Here is an 18,455-nt window from a genome sequence, read left to right on the forward strand (position 1 = left end):
CATGGCTGCTCAAGACGAACATGGCGTTTTGCCGACACCCAAATTCGACAAGCCGGTGAAGCTGTTGATCGTGGCGGCCCCTTTCTATCGCGCGATTGCAGACAACCTGATCGCCGGTGCGAAGGCCGAGATCGAAGCAGCTGGCGGCGCCTGTGAGGTTGTCGAGGTGCCCGGCGCGCTGGAGATCCCCACCGCCATCGCTATGGCGGACCGCCAGTGCAATTTCGACGGCTATGTCGCACTGGGCTGCGTCATTCGCGGTGAGACCACGCACTATGAGACTGTCTGCAACGACTCCAGCCGCGCCATTCAGTTGCTGGGCCTGCAGGGCCTGTGCATCGGCAACGGCATCCTGACTGTGGAAAATGACGATCAGGCCGAAGTTCGCGCCAACCTCGAAAAGATGAATAAAGGCGGCGGCGCGGCTGCTGCGGCCTTGCATCTGATCGCGCTCAGCCGTAAGTGGGGCTCTTCCAAAAAGGGCGTCGGATTCAAGCCGCCGTCCGAGTCCATCCTTGTGGCGGGCGACAGCAACGGACCCTCGACAGCATGACCAAGACAGACGCGCCGAAACCGGCCAACCAGAAACGCCTGATGAAATCCGCCGCCCGGCTTTATGCCGTGCAGGCGCTGTTCCAGATGGAGCAGTCGGGCCAGACGACCGAAGCCGTCGTGAATGAGTTTCTGGATCACCGGTTTGGCGCTGTCTATGAAGGGGACGAGATGCTGGATGGCGATATCAGCGTCTTCCGCTCGCTGGTGGACAATGCTGTGAACTATCAGGCTCCGATTGACCAGATGACCGACCGTGCGCTGGTCGCCAAATGGCCGATCTCGCGCATCGATCCGACCCTGCGGGCGCTGTTCCGCGCCGCCGGGGCCGAACTGACCCAAAGCGACACGCCGCCCAAGGTGGTTATCACCGAATTCGTCGACGTCGCGCGCGCCTTCTTCCCTGAAGGCAAAGAGCCGAAATTCGTCAACGCCGTGCTGGACCACATGGCGCGTGAGGCCCAGCCCGAGGCGTTCTGAGCCACATCACCGGACGACAAGAATAAGGCGCAGACTCGAAACCGAGCTGCGCCTGAACGTTTGCAATACACTTGTTAAAACAAGCCTCCGGTGTCCACCACTCACAGTTTTATCCAAAGACACCAGCACTTTAACGGAAATCCTCTGACGCGCCACCTATCGATTCCGATAGCGCTGCGGATCGATCAGGCCCAGCTGCATCGCGCGGACCAAGGCGGATTCGCGGGTTGGGGCCTGCAGTTTGTCACGCGCGTTTTTCAGATGGGTGCGTATCGTGATCTCGGACAGGCCCAATTGTTCAGCGATCCTGTCGTTGCGGTGGCCAAGCGCCAGCAGGTTCAGAACCTGCAATTCCCGCAGTGTCATGTCCGGCGCGGTCGGTGCGATGCTGGCGATGTCGTAGACACGGCCATGATTGCTGGGGATGTCCGACCCCAGATTGGTGGCCAGCACGGTGGCCAAGACGCGCATGTCCCGCTGCTGTTCGGTCATCATCAACTGGACGTCCTGTTGGTCCGAGGCCAGCACGACCAGTTTGGCCTCGTTGTCGGGGCAGGGCACGACCAGAGAATACAGGTGGATATATCCGGCCTTTTCCAGATCGTGGTTCAGATCCAGCGCCTTGTCGGAATGGCCATCCGACGGTTTCAGGCTTGCGGCCTGCACGTAAAGGCTTTCCTTGCCGTTCTGAACCTGCGCCAGCATGGGGTCCGCTTCGGCATAGCCTTGCGTGTCGTAGCGGTTCAGCCAGCCCTTGGACATCGAACTGCGCACCCAATGGATCGCGCCGGTCTCGGGCGTGAAGCACACCATGTTCAGCGCGTTGAATCCGATCTCGGCCAGCCGGTCTAACGTGAACTCCCACCGCTCCTGATCGTCGTGACGCAAAGACAGCGCTTCGAGTAGGTCAAGCGCGAACAGGCTGAGGGCATTCATTGAAACTCCGCATACAGTGTCGCACCCCGGCGGGGCGCGGTTTACTCTGCCCGACCATGCGCTATCCTCGTGGCATCAGACAAGGAGCTTTGTGATGCCCAAACTGATCCGCCTTTACATTACGCAAGTTGCATGGGGATTTGTGATCTCGGCCGTGTTTGTCGGGGTGCTGCTGGCGCTGAATGTTGCGAATCTGCGGGGGCTGATTTTCGGGTCCGAGGTCGGGTTGATCGCGCTTGCGATGATCTGGTTCATGAACGGGATCGTCTTTGCCGGGGTGCAGTTCGCCTACAAGATCATGAGCATGGCCGAAAAGCCCGGTGGCCCGCGTCGCGGATCGCCCGTTGTGCACAGCTTCGAACCTGCTCTGGTCAAGCAGGACGCCCGCGCAGAGCGCTGAATTTCAGGGAAAAAGTGGCGGGACCGCCAAGCAACCGTGCGGTGTGATTCCCGAGGACCTGTATGTACAGGTGGGCGCCGGGTAATCAGGCCAGGACCTGAACAGAGCCAGCCCCCTCGGAATTGCTTAAGGCCACCAGAATGCTACCTGTCACAAGAAGGGCAGAACCCGCCAAGCGGTTAGTTAGGGCGTCTGACGGGTTCGCACAAGGGGTCAGGCGTCAACAGTTTCGTGCAATGCTGTGCGCATCTTGCCGAAATGCTCGTCCCAGCCGTTGTCCAGCGCCAGGATAAGGCCGAAGGCGTCGGCATTCTGCGGCAGGCCTTCGTGCAACAGGCTCAGACGCGTTCCGCCCGCAACCGGAGTAAGCGTCCATTTGACCACGCTGACGGCGTCGCCCATGGGTTTCACGGTGAAGGTGTATTCCAGATATTCCGGCGCGCGCGCCTCGCGGACGTCGCCCCAGATCAAAAGGTCGCCGCTGGTGGTTCCGTACATCTCAAGCTTTTGACCCTTGGCCAATGGGCGCTGGGGTTTGTGGAACCATTCCGCCAGCCTATCGGGCTCGGTCAAATAGGCCCATACGGTTTCCGGTTCGGCCCGCAGAAAAATCGTTTTTTGTAATACAGATTTGGTCATTTGTCTTTCCTTTCAATAGCTTCCTTGAGAGAGTTGAGGCGGTCATCCCAGAACTGGTCAAAGTAGCTGAGCCAGTCCAGAACCGGGGCCATACCGCGGGGTTCTATGCGATTGATGCGTTCACGACCGCGCGCCTCAACCGTGATCAACCCGCCATCAGACAGGACCGTCAGGTGTTTCTTGACGGCGGCGCGGGTCATGTCGAAGCGGTCCGTCAGTTGGCCGATTGTCATATCCTCGGACGCCAGCAGTTTGACGATGTCACGCCGGGTAGGGTCGGCCAGCGCACGAAACGCGTTTTGGGTTAGGGTCTGCATTTGTCACCTCGGTAAAGATACCATTTGGTATCATATTAATGCAGTACCATACGGTATCATGTCAAGTCCCGTGCGGAGGCTTTACATTTGTTCACGAATTGTTCACATTTCTCACATGACACTGGATCTGCAACCCGGACAGAAACTTGCGCGTGGCGTGGCGCGTCACCTGACCGCGCATGGTTTTGTTTCCGTTGAGGAATTCGTTCCGGCGCGTGGCCTGCGCGTCGATGTGATGGGGCTGGGCCCGAAGGGTGAGCTTTGGGTGATCGAGTGTAAATCCAGTCGCGCCGATTATCAGTCGGATTCGAAATGGCAGGGCTATCTGGAGTGGTGCGACCGATTCTTTTGGGCCGTGGATACCGAGTTCCCGACCGAGCTGTTGCCCGAGGAAACCGGCCTGATCATCGCCGACGCTTATGATGCAGAGATCATCAGAATGGCACCCGAAGACAAGCTGGCCCCGGCGCGGCGCAAGAAGATGATCCAGAAATTTGCAACCGACGCGGCCCGCCGTCTGCAGGCGCTGCGTGATCCGCGAATTTGAAGCTGGTCAGTCTTTGACGGCACGCGCCGCCTGTGCTGCTGCGCGCAGTTCGTCGGCGATTTCTTCGGCCTCTTCGGGGTCGAAATCCATCGGAATTTCGATGCCATCGGCCTCGATGAACAAACGCACCATCCCCTGATCGGTAGGCCCGATCTGAAGGTTGGCCTGAATGTCTCGTTCGGTGTTGATACCCATACGCGCCTCCGGGACTGAGCACTCGTGCTAGCGCGCGCGGGGTTGAGAATCAAGCCGCCAATGCGCTCAGATATGGCATGGCAAATGTGGATCTCAGACAATTCCGGGCCGAAGATGCCCCGTGGCTGGTTGAACGGCACGGAACGCTTTATGCGCGGGACGAGGGCTTTGATGAGACATTCGCCCCGCTGGTGGCGCGTATTCTCGACGACTTCATCGCGGATCATGATCCGACCTGCGAGCGCGGCTGGATCGCCGAGCGGGACGGAGAGCGGTTGGGCAGTATCTTTTGCGTCAGGCTGGATGACCAGACGGCAAAACTCCGTCTGTTCCTCTTGGTGCCCGAGGCGCGCGGTTTGGGGCTGGGCAAGCGGCTTTTGGCAACCTGTATGGGTTTTGCTCGGGCTGCCGAATACAGACAGATGCAGCTATGGACCCATGAAAGCCACAAGGCCGCCTGCGCGCTGTACAAGGCCACCGGTTGGCAGTTGGTGGACAGCAAACCGGTGCGGTCTTTCGGGGTCGATCTTGTCGAACAAAGCTGGAAAATTCAGCTTTAATCCTCTTGCATTCCCCGGGCGCGTTCGGTAAATCGCCCCTCACGAGTGCCGCCTTAGCTCAGTTGGTTAGAGCGCTGGATTGTGGATCCAGAGGTCCCCTGTTCAAGCCAGGGAGGCGGTACCACTTCCCCAATATGAGATGTCGAAATCGCCCTTTGGGCAGGGTTCGTCAATGTGCAATTGGCGCGCCTGAATTCAGCGCGCCAGGTTTAGTTTGAATTTCATCTTGCTCTGTTTCGCGGCGGGCAAATGTCGGTTCAGGCGTTTGTTGACCAGTCCAAAGCCCCAGATGATCACCAGCGTCAGCAGGATGAAATAGAAGGCCAGAATCGGGTAAGGCACAAACGGGTTGAACGTCTTGTCCGCGAAATAGCTGGCGTAATAGAGGGCATCTCCGCGCTGTTGCCAGGCGGGGAAGGCCGAGAAGAAAACCAGCGTTGTGGCGTGGAACAGAAAGATCGCCTCATTCGTGTATGCAGGCCATGCCAGTCGCAGCATAGTGGGCCATACAATCCGGCGGAAGCGGGCCCAGCCGGTCATGCCATAGGCATCCGCCGCCTCGATATCGCCTTTGGGGATCGAGCGCAGGGCGCCATAGAAGATCTCACCCGTATAGGCGGCGGTGTTGAGGAACAGAACGATCAGCGCCCCCAGCCAGGCCGAGGTGAAGGCGTCGAACATCGGATAGGGTTTCTTCAGCGACAGGAAGAAGAAATAGGCAAAGAAGAACTGGATGAACAAAGGCGAGCCGCGGAACAGGAAGATGAACCATTCCGCAGGCTTGCGCAGCCATTTGTTCGGGGACGCCTTGCCAACGGCCAGCGCGGTGGCCAGAAAGAACCCGGTCGCAAGGGCCATGATCCCGAAATAGACATTCCAGATCATGCCCGAACCGATCAGGGTGAACTGTTCGCACAGGGTGAAGTCGGATTTGGGCAACAAGCGCTCGCCAATGCCGACAGAGCGGAGGGCGTAGTCCTGTATGGTTTGCAAGCAGCTCATGCCGTCGTCTCCTTGCGCAGCAACTCTCCGCCCGCGGTGGCCTGACCGTGGGACAGGCGGCGCATCAGCCTTTCAAGCACAATTTCCGAGATGCGGGTCATGCCGAGATAGAAGATCAGCAGGAACAGGAAATACCACATGCGCCAGTCGCCATGGGGGTAATCGGTGAAGCGTGAGGTTTTGGTGCCACCCAACTCGCGCGCCCAATAGACGATGTCCTCGATGCCCAGCAGGAACAGCAGTGGGGTGGCCTTAATCAGCACCATCCACAGGTTCGACAGGCCGGGCAGGGCGTAGACCCACATTTGCGGCACGAGGATACGCCAGAAGGTCTGGCGGCGGGTCATGCCATAGGCTTCGGCGGTCTCAAGCTGGGCATGCGGAACCGCCCGCATCCCGCCGAACAGGACGTTGGCTGCAAACGCACCGAAGACGATCGAGAAGGTGATGACGGCCAGCACGAACCCATAGGTTTCGTGCACCCATTCCGGTGCGCTGCCCAAGGGCAGTTTTGCGGCCTGACAGACGATGAAGTCATTGCCCTGACGCACCGGGTCGGTCCATTCCGGGCACATAACTTGGTGGCGTGTCCATTCGAACGCCTGATCCAGAGCAATCACAAAGAACAGAAAGAACGCGATGTCGGGCACGCCGCGTACGACGGCGATGTATCCTTTACCTAACCAACTGAGCGGAGCGAAATGCGACCGGGCTGCCATTGCACCTGCAAACCCGAAACTCAGCGCGACCGGGGCGGTCACGGCCAGCAACCCAAGGACCTTCAGAAACGACAGGTAGAACGACCAGTGCACACCATTGGTCAGGTAGCACGAGAACCAGCGGAACGTGCCCAGCGTGTCGGGATCAGCGCAATAGGAAAACATACGGCGTCTTTCGAACGTCAGCCCCGGCGCAGGGCCGGGACAGGTTCGGCGCTATGAGGGGCGCCGAACCCATGTGTGCAGATCAGTTGGTGACGACCGAACCGTCAGAGTTATAGGTCGGCACGCCTTCGCCGAACCACTTGACGATCAGCTCGTTCAGCGAGCCATCAGCCTTCATCGAGGTGATCGCCTCGTCGAACTTGCCGCGCAGCTCGCCATCGGATTCGCGGATGCCCAAGCCGATGCCGCCGCCCAGTGGGACGTCATCACCGACAAAGACCAGCTCACCACCGGATTCCTCGACGATCGGGACCAGGAAGTCCTTGTCGGCAAAGACCGCATCAGCCTCACCGTTGCGCACGGCTGCGATGGTTTCTTCCGGTGTTGCGAACTCGACCAGAGTCGCGCCGGATTCCGCGACGTGACCGGCCTGAATGGTTGCAGTTTGCGCCGCAACGATGCCGCTGCTCACGTCGACGCCGTCCGACGCACCGACATAGGCAGAGGCTGCAGGCGGGAAGTAGTTCTGAGTGAAATCAATAACTTCATCGCGTTCGTCGGTGATCGACATGCCCGCGATAATGGTGTCGTAGTTGCCCGAAACCAGGTTCGGAATGATCGAATCCCAGTCGTTCTTGACCCATTCGCAGTCCAGATTAGCGCGTTTGCACAGCTCGTCGCCCACTTCACGCTCGAACCCGTCGATCTCGCCGGCGTCGTTGATGAAGTTATACGGAGGGTAGGCGCCCTCGGTCCCCATGCGGACCGTGTCGGCCATGGCGATACCGGCGGTTAGGGCCAGCGCTGCGGTGGACAGAATCAGGTTTTTCATTGGTTACTCCCCAGTTTGGTTCTGTTTTTGAAACTATGCCGCCTGAGTGGCAGAGAGAAAGCCCCGAAGCCGTTCGGATTCGGGAGAGGTAAAGATATCTTCGGCCGTGCCCTCTTCTTCGATCCGGCCTTGGTGCAGGAACACGACATGGCTGGAGATATCCGCTGCCATCTTCATGTCATGGGTCACGATGATCATCGTCCGCCCTTCGGCGGCCAGGTCCTTGATGACCTTGATGACTTCCTGCTCCAACTCGGGGTCCAGCGCCGAAGTCGGCTCGTCAAACAACAGCGCCTCGGGCTCCATGCACAGGCCGCGCGCGATGGCCGCGCGTTGCTGTTGGCCGCCGGACAGTTGCGCGGGGTAGACGTCGCATTTGTCACCGATGCCAACCTTTTCAAGGTACTTACGCGCGCTGTCTTCCACTTCGGCCCTGTCACGGCCCAAAACGGTTACCGGAGCTTCCATGACATTTTGCAAAATGGTCATGTGCGCCCACAGGTTGAACTGTTGAAACACCATCGACAGGTTGGTGCGAATGCGCAGGACCTGCTTGGGATCGGCAGGGCGACGTCCGTTTCCTGACCCGTTCCACTTCACCGGCTCGCCCTTGAACATGATCTCGCCCTGCTGGCTGTCCTCCAACAGGTTGCAGCAACGCAGAAGGGTGGATTTGCCAGAGCCGGATGAGCCAATCAGGGACACGACGTCGCCGCGTTTTGCGGTGATGTCCACGCCCTTGAGCACCTCGAGATTACCGAAGCTTTTGTGAAGGTTCCTGATCTCGATTACGGCAGATGCGTCTGACACGGAAGGTCCAGTTGTTGTTGGTATTGGTGCGGTAATAGGGCGGAAAAACGGGCGCAATGCAATGCGCAAATCACAGATTCGTGCGGTTAATCAACCAAAATGGCCAGAGGGTATGACCAAATCGGTCAGCTTCTGCGCGCAAATGCTTCGGGCGTGGGCGGAGTTGGGACCGCAAGGTATTGATCCGCCGGAATATCGATCAACCCGCAGATGTGAAGCCGCCGCCTGTCATCATCCGAAAGGTCCACAATGGCGGACCGAACAGCCTTGGCGATCTGGTCCGCATCTTGGCCGAGCGAGGTTATGAACGGCAAGGCAGGGGACGGGGTCGTGCGGGCGATTTCGCGTAAACGGCTGCCCAGATCTGTATGCTCTTTCAGCAACTCCCATGTCAGCGCATCCAACGAGGCAAAGTCTGCGCGACCCTCCGCCACGGCCTGAGCGGACAGCGCGTGGCCGCCTGTTTCCAAAAGCTGGGTCGGAGCCAGACCCAGCGCGGTCAGATGCGTGATCGGGGCAGCCCAACCGGATTGAGACAGCGCCTCATTATACGCAAAAATTCCGTTGGTCAGATCGCCCAGATCGCGCGGATCATTCGCACGGGCGACAAGGACCGAGCAATAATGGCCAGCGGGGCATCCGGGCAGGTCGTAATCCGGGGTGCCAACCAACTGCACCTGACCATGCAGCCGGGTGCGGTAGGGCATCCCGCAGGTCTGGGCAAAAATCAGAGCGGAATCCTGCCAGACGTCCCAGACATCTCGGGATCGGTCCAGATGCTGCGGGCCATAGCCCAGATTCGCATGGATCAAAGACCAGAATCGGTCATTGGCGGCGCGCAGGGCGGGCATGTCATACATGCCCAGCATCGCTGTCACGCTTTTGCAGCCTTCTGACGGGCGCGCGCCGAATCCACGTCGCTGACGCCCAACAGGCTGACAACCAGACGCAGCAGCGAATCCTCTTCGCCGGTGCGCTGACCATCGGCCAGCGCGACTGACCACATAGCCTGAACCACGGCCAGACGATCCTCGTAGGCGACGGCCTCTTTTATGGCGCGGGTAAAGCGGACGGTGTCGGGGGCTTCGGCCTCAAGGTCTTCGGCCTGGGCGCGCAGGGCTGCGGCCTCGAACGGTGACAGGCCATAGCGCTCGGCCGAGACCTTGTCGATCCCGGCCATTTCAGTGTCGGCATAGTCATTGTCGGATCGCGCGATGCGGACCAACAGGGCCGTCAGGGCCAGCCGGGCATCGTTTTCGACCAACGGGTCGGGATCGGGCTGGGTCAGCCGGGACAGAAAATCACTAAACATGACACAGATATAGACGCGGCTTAGCTGGCTTCCAAGCGGCTTTGCACACGTTCGCGCGCGGCCTTGCTGTCGTTAAAGCTGAGCCCCATGGCAGCGCGGGCTTCCTCGACGATCTTGATCTCACCCTCATCCGAGTCGCCATCGGCCAGCACCACCTCCCACAGGGCGTCCAGCGCGGCCATGCGCTCCTCAAGACCCGTGGTCTCGCGGATCAGCTTGCCGAACGTGTCGGTTTCGGGGGCGGCTGCATGCAGTTTCTCGCAGGTTGCGCGCACCTTGGCGGCTTCGATTGCGTTATGCTGATAAAGGCGCGCCAGAATCCGGTCGATCAGGCTGATTTCTTCCAGCTTGTAATCGCGATCCGCCTGCGCCACCCGCACCATCAACGCCCCCAACGCCAGTTCGGCATCAGGGTCAGGCAGTTGCTGGGTCTGAGGCGGTCTGAACGCCTGAAAGAACTTTTTCAACATGAGGTCAGGTTAGTCCATATTTTGTGGCGCGCCAAGCTGGGACTACCCGTCATAGGCATGAATATTCACAAGATCGCCGAGAGCGACCGAATCCCGCCCAGCCTTGGCGAATTGGTATCCGCATTTTTGTGACACGTCGGGATACTGAGATTGTCCGGTCCCTGAATCTAGGTCACCAGACGCCTACTTGGCGTAGTCGATGGCGCCACGTGCCTGTTCCGTCAGCCATGCCACCATCTGGCGATAGGGCACTGGGCCATAGCTGACACGCGCCACGCCCAACGTTGCCAATCGCGGTGTGTCCGGGGTGCCGGGCAGGGCGATGATGTTGACCGGCAGCTCCGTTGCTGCGCAGAGCTGCTCAATCATCGCTTCGTCCTTCAGGCCGGGGGCAAAGAACCCGCTGGCCCCGGCGGACTGGAACGCCGCCGCACGGGCAACCGCGTCGTCCAGCATGGCTGCGTTATGCGTGTCGGCGTGCGCTTTCAGGAAGATATCGGTCCGGGCGTTGATATAGGCCGGAACCCCTGCCGCATCACACGCCTTGCGCATCGCTTCAATCCGTGTGGCCTGCTCGGCAATGGGGTAAAGGCCATCACCGCCGACGATCTGATCCTCGAAGTTGAAGCCCACCACCCCGCAGTCCAGGGCCCGCAATACGTTTTCCGCAATCCCGTCAGGATCAGCGGCATAAGCCCCCTCAAAATCCAGAGAAACAGGCAGATCGACCGCGGCCACAATGCGTTTTGCATTGTCCAAGGCGGCCTGCAGCGGGATATTCTCGCCGTCCTTGAACCCCTGCGCCATCGCGACCGGGGCACTGCCGGTCGCGATCGCCTGCGCACCTGCGTCGCGCACGGCCGCGGCGCTGCCTGCGTCCCAGATGTTGAACAGGATGACCGGATCACCTTTCTTGTGCAGGCGGGTGAAGGTTTCGGCGTGTTGGGCTTGGGTGGTCATGGGGTATCTCCTGTCGAAGCTTGTTCAACAGTTAACCCCATGCCGGGCATTCGCTAAGCGCTTAATTGTGTCGGTACATCACTTTGCAGCGACCGGATCAGACCAGACGCGACGTGTCCTTGGCCGCGCGCACAAAGTCGCGGAACAAAGGGTGCGGATCGAACGGTTTGGATTTCAATTCGGGGTGGTATTGCACACCGATGAACCACGGATGATCCGACCATTCGACGATTTCCGGCAACCGGCCATCGGGGGACATGCCCGAGAAATTCAGGCCCGCCTTTTCCAGCTTGTCGCGATACTTGATGTCCACCTCATAGCGGTGGCGGTGACGTTCCTCAATCTGAGTGCCGCCATAGACCTCTGCCACTTTGGAGCCGTCGGCCAGAACCGCGTTATAGGCCCCCAGCCGCATTGTGCCGCCTTTGTCATCGCCGACCTTGCGCTCGACCTTGTGGTTGCCCTGCACCCATTCTTTCAGGTGGTAAACCACGGGTTCAAACCGCCGCTTGCCCGCTTCGTGGTCAAATTCCTCGGACCCTGCCTCGGCGATGCCCGCCGCATTGCGCGCCGCTTCGATCACGGCCATCTGCATCCCCAGACAGATACCCAGATAGGGCACCTTGTGCTCACGTGCATATTGCGCCGCTTTGATTTTGCCTTCGGTTCCACGCTCGCCAAACCCGCCGGGCACGAGGATCGCGTGGAAGCCTTCCAGATGCGGGGCGGCGTCTTCGGTGTCGAAAATCTCGGCATCCACCCACTCGACCTTGACCTTGACGCGGTTGGCCATGCCGCCATGGGTTAGCGCCTCGGCAATCGATTTATAGGCGTCTTCCAGCTGGGTGTATTTGCCAACGATGGCCACCTTCACCTCGCCCTCGGCGTTGTGGATGCGGTCACTGACGTCTTCCCATTTGGCCAGATCGGGCTTGGGTGCAGGGCTGATCTGGAACGCATCCAGAACCGCCTGATCCAGACCCTCGCGGTGATAGGCCAGCGGGGCGTCGTAGATGGTCGAAAGATCCTGCGCCGCGATCACGCTGTCCGGGCGCACGTTGCAGAACAGTGCCAGCTTCTCGCGTTCCTTGGTCGGAATCGGTCCTTCCGAGCGGCAAACCAGAATATCGGGGGCCAGACCGATGGACCGCAGTTCCTTGACCGAGTGCTGGGTCGGCTTGGTTTTCAACTCACCCGACGCCTTGATATAGGGCAGCAGCGTCAGGTGCATGAACAGGCACTGACCGCGCGGCTTGTCCTGGCTGAACTGACGGATGGCTTCGAAAAAGGGCAGGCCTTCGATATCGCCGACAGTGCCGCCGATCTCGCACAGCATGAAATCAACCTCATCCTCGCCGATGGCGATGAAATCCTTGATCTCGTTGGTGACGTGCGGGATCACCTGAATGGTTTTGCCGAGGTAATCCCCGCGGCGTTCCTTTTCCAACACGTTGGAGTAAATCCGCCCCGAACTGACCGAGTCGGTCTTGCGGGCCGCCACGCCGGTGAAACGTTCATAGTGGCCAAGGTCCAGATCGGTCTCGGCCCCGTCATCGGTGACGAAAACCTCGCCATGTTCAAACGGCGACATGGTGCCGGGATCGACGTTCAGATAGGGGTCCAGCTTGCGCAGGCGCACCGAATATCCCCGGGCCTGTAACAGCGCGCCCAAGGCCGCCGAGGCCAGTCCTTTGCCCAAGGACGAAACCACACCACCAGTGATGAAAATAAATCGCGCCATAGTTTTTCGGCTGCTCCCGTGAGACGTCAAAATCAGCTGCCCGACGGTTCCGAAAAACCGCTGCATCACGGGACTTCACGTATAAAGGATTCGCGCGCATAGCGCAAGAGAACCGCAAGATGCTGTTGCAGTTCTCTTTCAGGTTTCTAGGTCTAGTGGATCAGTCGGCCTGCGGGATCAGCGGCGCGTTGTCGCCTTCTGCCGGAGGCAGCAGATCATCTGCCGACGGAACCGCAGGTGTGCTTTCTTCGGTTGCCGCAGGGGCCGGAACGCCCAGACGGTCGATCACCGAACTGCCCGAGGATTTCTGCGCCGCCAGAATGGTCAGCGTGATCGAGGTCACGATGAAGCAGGCCGCCAGAATCCAGGTCACTTTGCCCAATGCCGTCGCCGCTGCGCGGCCGGTCATGGCACCGCCGCCGCCGCCACCCATGCCAAGGCCACCGCCTTCGGACCGCTGCATCAGCACAACGGCAATCAGGCCCAAAGCCAAAAGAAGGTGGATGATGAGAACAACGTTTTCCATGGTGGTCCCGTGCAGCGTGACGTGTATCGCGTGGTACTTATGCAAGTTTCAACTTGGGGGCAAGACACGAGTTCACATCACCCCGCGTGATGTATCATATCACAGCAAAGGGACTGGACAGAGCGATAAATCCTGACGCAGGCTTCGGGCTATGCCTCATGACGATCCCGACCACCCGCACGCCCTTTTGCCACCCGAACCCGCGCTGCGCGTCAAGGCGCTGGAGACGATTCTGATCCGCAAGGGGCTGATCGATCCGGCAGCATTAGATGAGATCATCGACACCTACCAGAACAAGATCGGCCCGCAAAACGGCGCGCGCGTCGTGGCAAAGGCTTGGAGCGACCCTGATTTCAAAGCGGCACTGTTGGAAGATGCCACGCCGGTCGTTGCCGAGCTGGGGTACTACGGCCGTCAGGGTGAACACATGGTCGCCGTCGAAAACACGCCCCGGCAGCACAACATGGTCGTCTGCACCCTGTGCAGTTGCTACCCGTGGCCGCTGCTGGGTATCCCGCCCGGATGGTACAAATCCGATGCCTATCGCGCCCGTGCCGTGCGGGAGCCACGCAAAGTACTGGCCGAGTTCGGCGTTACCTTACCCGAAAGCACCGCAGTGCGTGTCTGGGATTCGACCGCCGAGATTCGGTACCTTGTGTTGCCGATGCGTCCCGAAGGCACAGAAGGTATGGGCGAGGATGAGCTGACCGCTTTGGTGACACGCGACAGCATGATCGGGACAGGCTTGCCCAAGGTGCCCTCATGACACGTGTCCATGACATGGGCGGACGCTTTGGCGATGGCGAAATCCGGCCCGAGGCTGAGGGCGCGCCGGTCTTTGCCGAAGACTGGCACGGGCGGGCTTTGGCCGTGACGCTGGCTGCCGGTTTTCTGGGGCAGTGGAACATCGACATATCTCGCCACGCGCGAGAGCGGTTGTCGCCCAAGGATTACACCCGGTTTTCCTACTATGAGAAATGGATCTCGGGCCTTGCCGATCTGTTGGTTGAACAAGGCGTACTGACCCTGGATGATCTGCGAGGGGCCGGAGATGATGCGCCGCATCCCTTGACGGACAAGACGCTGAAGGCCGAGGCTGTCGCCGCTGCACTTGCAAAAGGCGGACCAGCAGATCGGCCTTCAAACGTTGCCGCGCATTTTACGATCGGTCAGCAGGTGGTGACAGCGCGACCAACCGCCAATCGCCTTGTCGATGGTGGTCACACGCGCTTGCCTGTCTATGCTGCCGGCGCGCGAGGTCGTATCCTGCGATTGCATGGCACCCATGTCCTGCCGGATTCCAACGCGCATCGTTTGGGAGAGGCGCCGGAACCGCTATATGCCGTTGTCTTCCCGGCATCCGAGCTTTGGGCCTCCCCTGAACACCCGGATGATGAGGTCGTGGTGGACCTCTGGCAAAGCTATCTGGAGCCCGCATGAGTGACTGCACCACACATTCCGCGCCGGAACCGGTGTTTGCCGAGCCCTGGCACGCGCAGGTCTTTGCCGTAACGGTTGCCCTGAATGAAGCCGGACGTTTCGGCTGGCCCGATTGGGCGGCCCGGTTTTCGGACACGTTGAAGCGCAACGGTCTGGACCGTGAACTGGACGGCGGAGACGACTATTTCCACGCCTGGCTGGAAACGCTTGAAGGGTTGTTGGTCGAACAGGGCGCGGCGGTGTCGGAAGACGTGCAGATGCTTCACCGCGCGTGGGAGCAGGCGTATCTGATCACACCCCATGGCCAGCCGGTCCACTTGCGACCAGGCGGGTAGGGGGCGCTGCCCCCGCCGCCCGTTCCGGGCGACTCCCCCGAGATATTTTTGGCCAGATGAAGCAGGGGATCCGATCTTCATCTGGCTATAAATATCCCCGCCGGAGGCATCGCGCGCCAGCGCGATTTCCATCTGCGGCGAAATAGCGGTTTCCCTGTCCTCTGTGCCCCGTTATACGAGCCGAGTTTGATTACTCAGCACGAAAAGGACCGGATATGGCCAACGTGGTTGTTGTCGGCGCCCAGTGGGGTGACGAAGGAAAAGGCAAGATCGTCGACTGGCTCAGCGAGCGGGCGGACGTCATCGCGCGTTTTCAGGGCGGACATAACGCCGGGCATACTCTGGTTATTGATGGCGAGGTTTACAAGCTGAACGCGTTGCCCTCGGGCGTGGTGCGTGGCGGAAAGCTGAGCGTGATCGGGAACGGCGTCGTTCTGGACCCGTGGCATCTGGTCACTGAGATCGCGTCAATCCGTAAGCAGGGCGTCGAGATCACGCCCGAGACTCTGATGATTGCTGAGAATACGCCGCTTATCCTGCCGATCCATGGCGAGCTGGATCGTGCGCGGGAAGAGGCGGCCAGCAAGGGCACGAAGATTGGCACCACCGGTCGCGGAATTGGTCCGGCCTATGAGGACAAGGTCGGGCGACGCTCTGTCCGTGTTGCCGATCTGGCCGATGACGCGACGCTTGAGGCGCGTGTAGACCGCGCGTTGCAGCACCATGATCCGTTGCGCAAGGGCCTGGGCATTGATCCGGTCGATCGCGACGCGCTGGTAGCGCAGTTGAAGGAGATCGCTCAGCAAATCCTGCCGTTCGCCGCCCCGGTCTGGAAGGTGCTGAACGAAAAGCGCAAGGCGGGCAAGCGGATCCTGTTCGAAGGCGCGCAGGGCGCGTTGCTGGATATTGATTTCGGAACCTACCCGTTTGTGACCTCTTCCAACGTGATTGCCGGTCAGGCGGCGACGGGTGTGGGTATCGGCCCGGGGTCTGTTGATTTTGTGCTGGGCATCGTCAAAGCCTATACCACTCGTGTGGGAGAGGGGCCTTTCCCGACCGAGTTGGACGATGATGACGGGATGCGCCTGGGGACCCGTGGCCACGAATTTGGCACGGTAACAGGCCGCAAACGCCGGTGTGGCTGGTTCGATGCCTGCCTTGTGCGCCAGACCTGCGCGACCAGCGGTGTGAACGGCATATCGCTGACCAAGCTGGATGTTCTGGACGGGTTCGAGACGCTGAAAATCTGCACGGGTTATGATTTGGACGGAGAGCGTCTGGACTATCTGCCGACGGCTGCCGACCAACAGGCGCGCTGCACCCCGATCTACGAAGAGATGCCGGGTTGGAGCGAATCCACCGAAGGCGCGCGCAGCTGGGCCGACCTGCCCGCCAACGCGATCAAATATGTGCGCCGGGTCGAAGAACTGATCGAATGCCCCGTGGCGCTTTTGTCCACCAGCCCGGAGCGGGACGACACCATTCTGGTGACCGACCCGTTCGCAGATTGATGGGCAAGGACAAAAAGCCGGGCCTGAGTTACAAGGCCCGCCGCCGCTGGTCGCTGGTGATTTTGCTGGTCGGCCTGCCGCTTTACATTGTTGCGGTGGTGACCGTTGTGAACTGGCTGGATCGCCCGTCGATCCTGGTTGAGCTGTTGGTTTACATTGCCCTTGGCATTGTCTGGGCCTTGCCCTTCAAGTTCGTCTTCCGGGGAGTTGGCAAAGAGGATCCGGACGAGTCTTGACTCGATACTGAGACATCGCCGCCTAAACTGCTGGCAAAAGAAAAGGGCCGAGAGGTATCTCTCGGCCTTTCGTCTTTCTGATTGAGTGATCAGCCCGCCGCGCGTTCATCATCCGGGCGGAAACCGATCAGGTTCGAGGCTGCGAACCGGCCACCGCCTGCTTTCTGGATCTTGCCGTCGCGCAGCAATTGACCAAAGGAGCGCAGGCTTTCTTCGCGGTTGAATTCGTTCTGCTTCAACGAGCGGACCTTGTTCATCAGCTGCGGGCGCGAGAACTGTTCCTGACCTTCGATGAAGGACAGATAGGCCGCCGCCGCTTCCAGAAGATCGGGCAGGGACTGCGCGCCCTGATCCTGCGCGAATTGCGCAAAGCCGCCTTCATCCGCTGCGCTGTCGTCCTGCTGCGTGGTTACGCGGCGGGGCATGACCGGGCCGGCTTCGACGGCTTCGTCGTCTACACGCTGTTCTGCAACCAGTTTCAGCGGCGCGGCGTCATCGGATTCCGGACGCATGCTGGTGACCTGAATTTCCGGGCGGCGCGGGCTGACAACCGAGGCAAGATCGCCACGGTATTGCTGGTCAGGTGATGCCTTGTCGATTTCACCTTCGGCTTCGGTGGCCGCTACAGCAGTGCGCAGGTGCGAATATGTCTCACGCGCGTCGCTGGTGGCCGGGTCGCCCATCTGTTCATCAGCTTTGGCCATCAGGCGTAGAACGTCCTGATCCGATGCGCTCTCATCCGGCTGTTTCTGGTCCACGCGGTCGGACATATCTGCCTCGACGCTCGAGATTTTGTTCAGCAGGTTGACCTCGTCGTCCAGCGTCAGAACACCGGGCGCAACGTCTTCCTGAGGTTCTTCTTCGGCTTCCGCCTTCGCTTCGTGATCGCTCAGGATGTTCAGAATGCCATCATCACCCGCATCGTCTTCAGCGATATCTTCGAAATCCGAGAACAAGACATCGGCGGGCTGATCGTCTTCCGCCTCATCTTCGAAGAACGCGGCCGGAGCAGGCGCCGGTTCTTTCATGGCCACGGGCTGCGGTTCGAACGTTGGCTTCTGCGGCTCGAGGTCTTCGGCGCTCAGCGCACCGGCCTCGAACGCGGCGGTTACGGCGTCAACCGGAGCCGGGGCGGCGCTGAGCAGGGCCGAGTCATCATCTTCGGAATAGGCGACAGGGGTGGCGTCCGAATGCGAGACCACGGCGCGGATGCGCTGGAGTTTTGCGGCGATGCTGTCGGCAGCAGGGGCAGGTACGGCATCAGCTTGTTCAAACGACGTCTGCGGCGCGGGCTGGTGCACCGGCATCGGGGCCGGAGTTCGGGCCACGTTCACCTCAGATGGTACGGGGGCAGGGGCAGGCGCGGCCAACGGTGCGGGGGAGGCTTCGGTGGCGCGCAGCAACAGGCCGCTTTCGCTTTGCCGGGCTTCCACGTGCTGCGAGGCGTCGCGCTGCGCAATACGGGTCAGCATCTCGGCGTCGGGCTGGGGGGGTTCCGAACCGAAATACCGGTCATCTGCTGCGAGGTCGCGAAAATACTCGGCAATGGACTTCATCGTTTCGAACGAGTCGTCAAACCCTTCCAAAGTGCAGGAGAAAGTCCCATAAGAAACGGTCAATACCTTGTTATTCTGTACCATCAGACGCACGTCCTCTACAAACTACGAGAGCCAACCTACCCGGAATCGGGCACACACATCGGCTCAGAACTTTCTGCATGAACCTATCATTTTGTGGTCTGAATGTGTCCAAATCCGGGAAAAATGATCA

General features: G+C 60.1%; 25 protein-coding genes and 1 tRNA gene. 11 read left to right on the plus strand and 15 right to left on the minus strand.

Features of this window, described 5'->3' with window-relative positions; genetic code table 11:
• Position 1 precedes the first annotated feature (1 nt).
• Entirely contained in the window at positions 2-553 is a 552-nt protein-coding gene (locus tag ACR0C9_RS03775; RefSeq protein ID WP_480780417.1) for a 6,7-dimethyl-8-ribityllumazine synthase, read from the plus strand.
• A complete protein-coding gene (gene nusB, locus ACR0C9_RS03780) occupies positions 550-1,032 on the plus strand; it encodes a transcription antitermination factor NusB (protein ID WP_170621577.1) in 483 nt (160 codons plus the stop codon). The genes ACR0C9_RS03775 and nusB overlap by 4 nt, the downstream gene beginning before the upstream one ends.
• A gap of 156 nt (positions 1,033-1,188) precedes the next feature.
• Here nusB and ACR0C9_RS03785 read toward each other — a convergent pair whose 3' ends face one another.
• A complete protein-coding gene (locus ACR0C9_RS03785) occupies positions 1,189-1,968 on the minus strand; it encodes a helix-turn-helix transcriptional regulator (RefSeq protein WP_170451559.1) in 780 nt (259 codons plus the stop codon).
• Positions 1,969-2,062: 94 nt separating this feature from the next.
• On the opposite strand from ACR0C9_RS03785, the gene ACR0C9_RS03790 reads away from it, so the two are divergent.
• On the plus strand, positions 2,063-2,368 hold the full coding sequence (locus ACR0C9_RS03790; RefSeq protein ID WP_170630319.1) for a hypothetical protein: 306 nt from the start codon (positions 2,063-2,065) through the stop codon (positions 2,366-2,368).
• Positions 2,369-2,581: 213 nt separating this feature from the next.
• Here the strand turns inward: ACR0C9_RS03790 and ACR0C9_RS03795 are convergent, their stop codons facing one another.
• Entirely contained in the window at positions 2,582-3,007 is a 426-nt protein-coding gene (locus tag ACR0C9_RS03795; RefSeq protein WP_170621580.1) for an SRPBCC family protein, read from the minus strand.
• A complete protein-coding gene (locus ACR0C9_RS03800) occupies positions 3,004-3,324 on the minus strand; it encodes an ArsR/SmtB family transcription factor (RefSeq protein WP_170630317.1) in 321 nt (106 codons plus the stop codon). The genes ACR0C9_RS03795 and ACR0C9_RS03800 overlap by 4 nt, the downstream gene beginning before the upstream one ends.
• A 115-nt stretch (positions 3,325-3,439) precedes the next feature.
• Between ACR0C9_RS03800 and ACR0C9_RS03805 the strand changes: the two genes are divergently transcribed.
• The gene (locus tag ACR0C9_RS03805) at positions 3,440-3,871 is read left to right on the plus strand and encodes an MmcB family DNA repair protein (RefSeq protein ID WP_170630316.1); all 432 of its coding nucleotides are present in this window, start codon (positions 3,440-3,442) and stop codon (positions 3,869-3,871) included.
• Positions 3,872-3,877: 6 nt separating this feature from the next.
• On the opposite strand, the gene ACR0C9_RS03810 is transcribed toward ACR0C9_RS03805, so the two are convergent.
• On the minus strand, positions 3,878-4,066 hold the full coding sequence (locus ACR0C9_RS03810; RefSeq protein ID WP_170451549.1) for a DUF6324 family protein: 189 nt from the start codon (positions 4,064-4,066) through the stop codon (positions 3,878-3,880).
• Positions 4,067-4,143: 77 nt separating this feature from the next.
• On the opposite strand from ACR0C9_RS03810, the gene ACR0C9_RS03815 reads away from it, so the two are divergent.
• The gene (locus ACR0C9_RS03815; RefSeq protein ID WP_170451547.1) at positions 4,144-4,626 is read left to right on the plus strand and encodes a GNAT family N-acetyltransferase; all 483 of its coding nucleotides are present in this window, start codon (positions 4,144-4,146) and stop codon (positions 4,624-4,626) included.
• A gap of 47 nt (positions 4,627-4,673) precedes the next feature.
• Positions 4,674-4,750, plus strand: a tRNA-His gene (locus ACR0C9_RS03820).
• A gap of 71 nt (positions 4,751-4,821) precedes the next feature.
• Here the strand turns inward: ACR0C9_RS03820 and ACR0C9_RS03825 are convergent.
• From ACR0C9_RS03825 to secG, 10 genes are all read right to left on the minus strand, one after another.
• Positions 4,822-5,628, minus strand: a complete 807-nt coding sequence (locus ACR0C9_RS03825) for an ABC transporter permease (protein WP_480780418.1) — start codon at positions 5,626-5,628, stop codon at positions 4,822-4,824.
• The gene (locus tag ACR0C9_RS03830) at positions 5,625-6,512 is read right to left on the minus strand and encodes an ABC transporter permease subunit (RefSeq protein WP_170630313.1); all 888 of its coding nucleotides are present in this window, start codon (positions 6,510-6,512) and stop codon (positions 5,625-5,627) included. The genes ACR0C9_RS03825 and ACR0C9_RS03830 overlap by 4 nt, the downstream gene beginning before the upstream one ends.
• A gap of 82 nt (positions 6,513-6,594) precedes the next feature.
• Positions 6,595-7,344, minus strand: a complete 750-nt coding sequence (locus tag ACR0C9_RS03835) for a transporter substrate-binding domain-containing protein (protein ID WP_170451541.1) — start codon at positions 7,342-7,344, stop codon at positions 6,595-6,597.
• A 33-nt stretch (positions 7,345-7,377) separates the two neighbouring features.
• The gene (locus tag ACR0C9_RS03840; protein WP_170451539.1) at positions 7,378-8,154 is read right to left on the minus strand and encodes an amino acid ABC transporter ATP-binding protein; all 777 of its coding nucleotides are present in this window, start codon (positions 8,152-8,154) and stop codon (positions 7,378-7,380) included.
• A 125-nt stretch (positions 8,155-8,279) separates the two neighbouring features.
• Positions 8,280-9,023, minus strand: a complete 744-nt coding sequence (locus ACR0C9_RS03845) for a phosphate/phosphite/phosphonate ABC transporter substrate-binding protein (protein ID WP_480780531.1) — start codon at positions 9,021-9,023, stop codon at positions 8,280-8,282.
• 5 nt (positions 9,024-9,028) lie between these two features.
• On the minus strand, positions 9,029-9,466 hold the full coding sequence (locus ACR0C9_RS03850; RefSeq protein ID WP_170451535.1) for a tellurite resistance TerB family protein: 438 nt from the start codon (positions 9,464-9,466) through the stop codon (positions 9,029-9,031).
• A gap of 20 nt (positions 9,467-9,486) precedes the next feature.
• Entirely contained in the window at positions 9,487-9,936 is a 450-nt protein-coding gene (locus ACR0C9_RS03855) for a tellurite resistance TerB family protein (protein WP_170451533.1), read from the minus strand.
• A gap of 183 nt (positions 9,937-10,119) precedes the next feature.
• The gene (locus ACR0C9_RS03860; protein WP_170451531.1) at positions 10,120-10,896 is read right to left on the minus strand and encodes an isocitrate lyase/PEP mutase family protein; all 777 of its coding nucleotides are present in this window, start codon (positions 10,894-10,896) and stop codon (positions 10,120-10,122) included.
• A 97-nt stretch (positions 10,897-10,993) separates the two neighbouring features.
• Entirely contained in the window at positions 10,994-12,637 is a 1,644-nt protein-coding gene (locus ACR0C9_RS03865; RefSeq protein WP_170451529.1) for a CTP synthase, read from the minus strand.
• A gap of 160 nt (positions 12,638-12,797) precedes the next feature.
• Positions 12,798-13,163, minus strand: coding sequence for a preprotein translocase subunit SecG (gene secG, locus ACR0C9_RS03870; RefSeq protein ID WP_170453086.1), 366 nt, complete (start codon positions 13,161-13,163; stop codon positions 12,798-12,800).
• 151 nt (positions 13,164-13,314) lie between these two features.
• Between secG and nthA the strand changes: the two genes are divergently transcribed.
• The 5 genes from nthA to ACR0C9_RS03895 all read left to right on the plus strand — a co-directional run bounded on the left by nthA (position 13,315) and on the right by ACR0C9_RS03895 (position 16,685).
• Positions 13,315-13,929: a nitrile hydratase subunit alpha gene (gene nthA, locus ACR0C9_RS03875; RefSeq protein ID WP_170451527.1), complete on the plus strand. Its 615-nt coding sequence runs from the start codon at positions 13,315-13,317 to the stop codon at positions 13,927-13,929.
• Positions 13,926-14,603, plus strand: coding sequence for a nitrile hydratase subunit beta (nthB, locus tag ACR0C9_RS03880; RefSeq protein ID WP_480780419.1), 678 nt, complete (start codon positions 13,926-13,928; stop codon positions 14,601-14,603). The genes nthA and nthB overlap by 4 nt, the downstream gene beginning before the upstream one ends.
• A complete protein-coding gene (locus ACR0C9_RS03885) occupies positions 14,600-14,938 on the plus strand; it encodes a nitrile hydratase accessory protein (protein WP_480780420.1) in 339 nt (112 codons plus the stop codon). Before nthB ends, ACR0C9_RS03885 begins: the two co-directional genes overlap by 4 nt.
• A gap of 215 nt (positions 14,939-15,153) precedes the next feature.
• Complete coding sequence (locus ACR0C9_RS03890) at positions 15,154-16,449, plus strand: adenylosuccinate synthase (protein WP_170451521.1); 1,296 nt, start codon at positions 15,154-15,156, stop codon at positions 16,447-16,449.
• The gene (locus ACR0C9_RS03895) at positions 16,449-16,685 is read left to right on the plus strand and encodes a DUF2842 domain-containing protein (RefSeq protein WP_170451519.1); all 237 of its coding nucleotides are present in this window, start codon (positions 16,449-16,451) and stop codon (positions 16,683-16,685) included. The genes ACR0C9_RS03890 and ACR0C9_RS03895 overlap by 1 nt, the downstream gene beginning before the upstream one ends.
• A gap of 89 nt (positions 16,686-16,774) precedes the next feature.
• Here the strand turns inward: ACR0C9_RS03895 and ACR0C9_RS03900 are convergent, their stop codons facing one another.
• Entirely contained in the window at positions 16,775-18,325 is a 1,551-nt protein-coding gene (locus ACR0C9_RS03900) for a hypothetical protein (protein WP_480780421.1), read from the minus strand.
• Positions 18,326-18,455 lie beyond the last annotated feature (130 nt).

The organism is Ruegeria sp. C12 (assembly GCF_056537745.1).

What these genes read in the sequence shown, in the direction of transcription:
- ACR0C9_RS03800 (WP_170630317.1), bottom strand. Translation starts at nt 3,324, where the DNA reads ATGCAGACCCTAACCCAAAACGCGTTTCGTGCGCTGGCCGACCCTACC.
- ACR0C9_RS03795 (WP_170621580.1), bottom strand. Translation starts at nt 3,007, where the DNA reads ATGACCAAATCTGTATTACAAAAAACGATTTTTCTGCGGGCCGAACCG.
- ACR0C9_RS03815 (WP_170451547.1), top strand. Translation starts at nt 4,144, where the DNA reads ATGGCAAATGTGGATCTCAGACAATTCCGGGCCGAAGATGCCCCGTGG.
- ACR0C9_RS03855 (WP_170451533.1), bottom strand. Translation starts at nt 9,936, where the DNA reads ATGTTGAAAAAGTTCTTTCAGGCGTTCAGACCGCCTCAGACCCAGCAA.
- ACR0C9_RS03885 (WP_480780420.1), top strand. Translation starts at nt 14,600, where the DNA reads ATGAGTGACTGCACCACACATTCCGCGCCGGAACCGGTGTTTGCCGAG.
- ACR0C9_RS03835 (WP_170451541.1), bottom strand. Translation starts at nt 7,344, where the DNA reads ATGAAAAACCTGATTCTGTCCACCGCAGCGCTGGCCCTAACCGCCGGT.
- ACR0C9_RS03790 (WP_170630319.1), top strand. Translation starts at nt 2,063, where the DNA reads ATGCCCAAACTGATCCGCCTTTACATTACGCAAGTTGCATGGGGATTT.
- ACR0C9_RS03830 (WP_170630313.1), bottom strand. Translation starts at nt 6,512, where the DNA reads ATGTTTTCCTATTGCGCTGATCCCGACACGCTGGGCACGTTCCGCTGG.
- ACR0C9_RS03900 (WP_480780421.1), bottom strand. Translation starts at nt 18,325, where the DNA reads ATGGTACAGAATAACAAGGTATTGACCGTTTCTTATGGGACTTTCTCC.
- ACR0C9_RS03850 (WP_170451535.1), bottom strand. Translation starts at nt 9,466, where the DNA reads ATGTTTAGTGATTTTCTGTCCCGGCTGACCCAGCCCGATCCCGACCCG.
- ACR0C9_RS03860 (WP_170451531.1), bottom strand. Translation starts at nt 10,896, where the DNA reads ATGACCACCCAAGCCCAACACGCCGAAACCTTCACCCGCCTGCACAAG.
- ACR0C9_RS03865 (WP_170451529.1), bottom strand. Translation starts at nt 12,637, where the DNA reads ATGGCGCGATTTATTTTCATCACTGGTGGTGTGGTTTCGTCCTTGGGC.
- ACR0C9_RS03825 (WP_480780418.1), bottom strand. Translation starts at nt 5,628, where the DNA reads ATGAGCTGCTTGCAAACCATACAGGACTACGCCCTCCGCTCTGTCGGC.
- ACR0C9_RS03775 (WP_480780417.1), top strand. Translation starts at nt 2, where the DNA reads ATGGCTGCTCAAGACGAACATGGCGTTTTGCCGACACCCAAATTCGAC.
- ACR0C9_RS03890 (WP_170451521.1), top strand. Translation starts at nt 15,154, where the DNA reads ATGGCCAACGTGGTTGTTGTCGGCGCCCAGTGGGGTGACGAAGGAAAA.
- ACR0C9_RS03805 (WP_170630316.1), top strand. Translation starts at nt 3,440, where the DNA reads ATGACACTGGATCTGCAACCCGGACAGAAACTTGCGCGTGGCGTGGCG.
- ACR0C9_RS03845 (WP_480780531.1), bottom strand. Translation starts at nt 9,023, where the DNA reads ATGCTGGGCATGTATGACATGCCCGCCCTGCGCGCCGCCAATGACCGA.
- nthB (WP_480780419.1), top strand. Translation starts at nt 13,926, where the DNA reads ATGACACGTGTCCATGACATGGGCGGACGCTTTGGCGATGGCGAAATC.
- ACR0C9_RS03895 (WP_170451519.1), top strand. Translation starts at nt 16,449, where the DNA reads ATGGGCAAGGACAAAAAGCCGGGCCTGAGTTACAAGGCCCGCCGCCGC.
- ACR0C9_RS03810 (WP_170451549.1), bottom strand. Translation starts at nt 4,066, where the DNA reads ATGGGTATCAACACCGAACGAGACATTCAGGCCAACCTTCAGATCGGG.
- nthA (WP_170451527.1), top strand. Translation starts at nt 13,315, where the DNA reads ATGCCTCATGACGATCCCGACCACCCGCACGCCCTTTTGCCACCCGAA.
- ACR0C9_RS03785 (WP_170451559.1), bottom strand. Translation starts at nt 1,968, where the DNA reads ATGAATGCCCTCAGCCTGTTCGCGCTTGACCTACTCGAAGCGCTGTCT.
- nusB (WP_170621577.1), top strand. Translation starts at nt 550, where the DNA reads ATGACCAAGACAGACGCGCCGAAACCGGCCAACCAGAAACGCCTGATG.
- secG (WP_170453086.1), bottom strand. Translation starts at nt 13,163, where the DNA reads ATGGAAAACGTTGTTCTCATCATCCACCTTCTTTTGGCTTTGGGCCTG.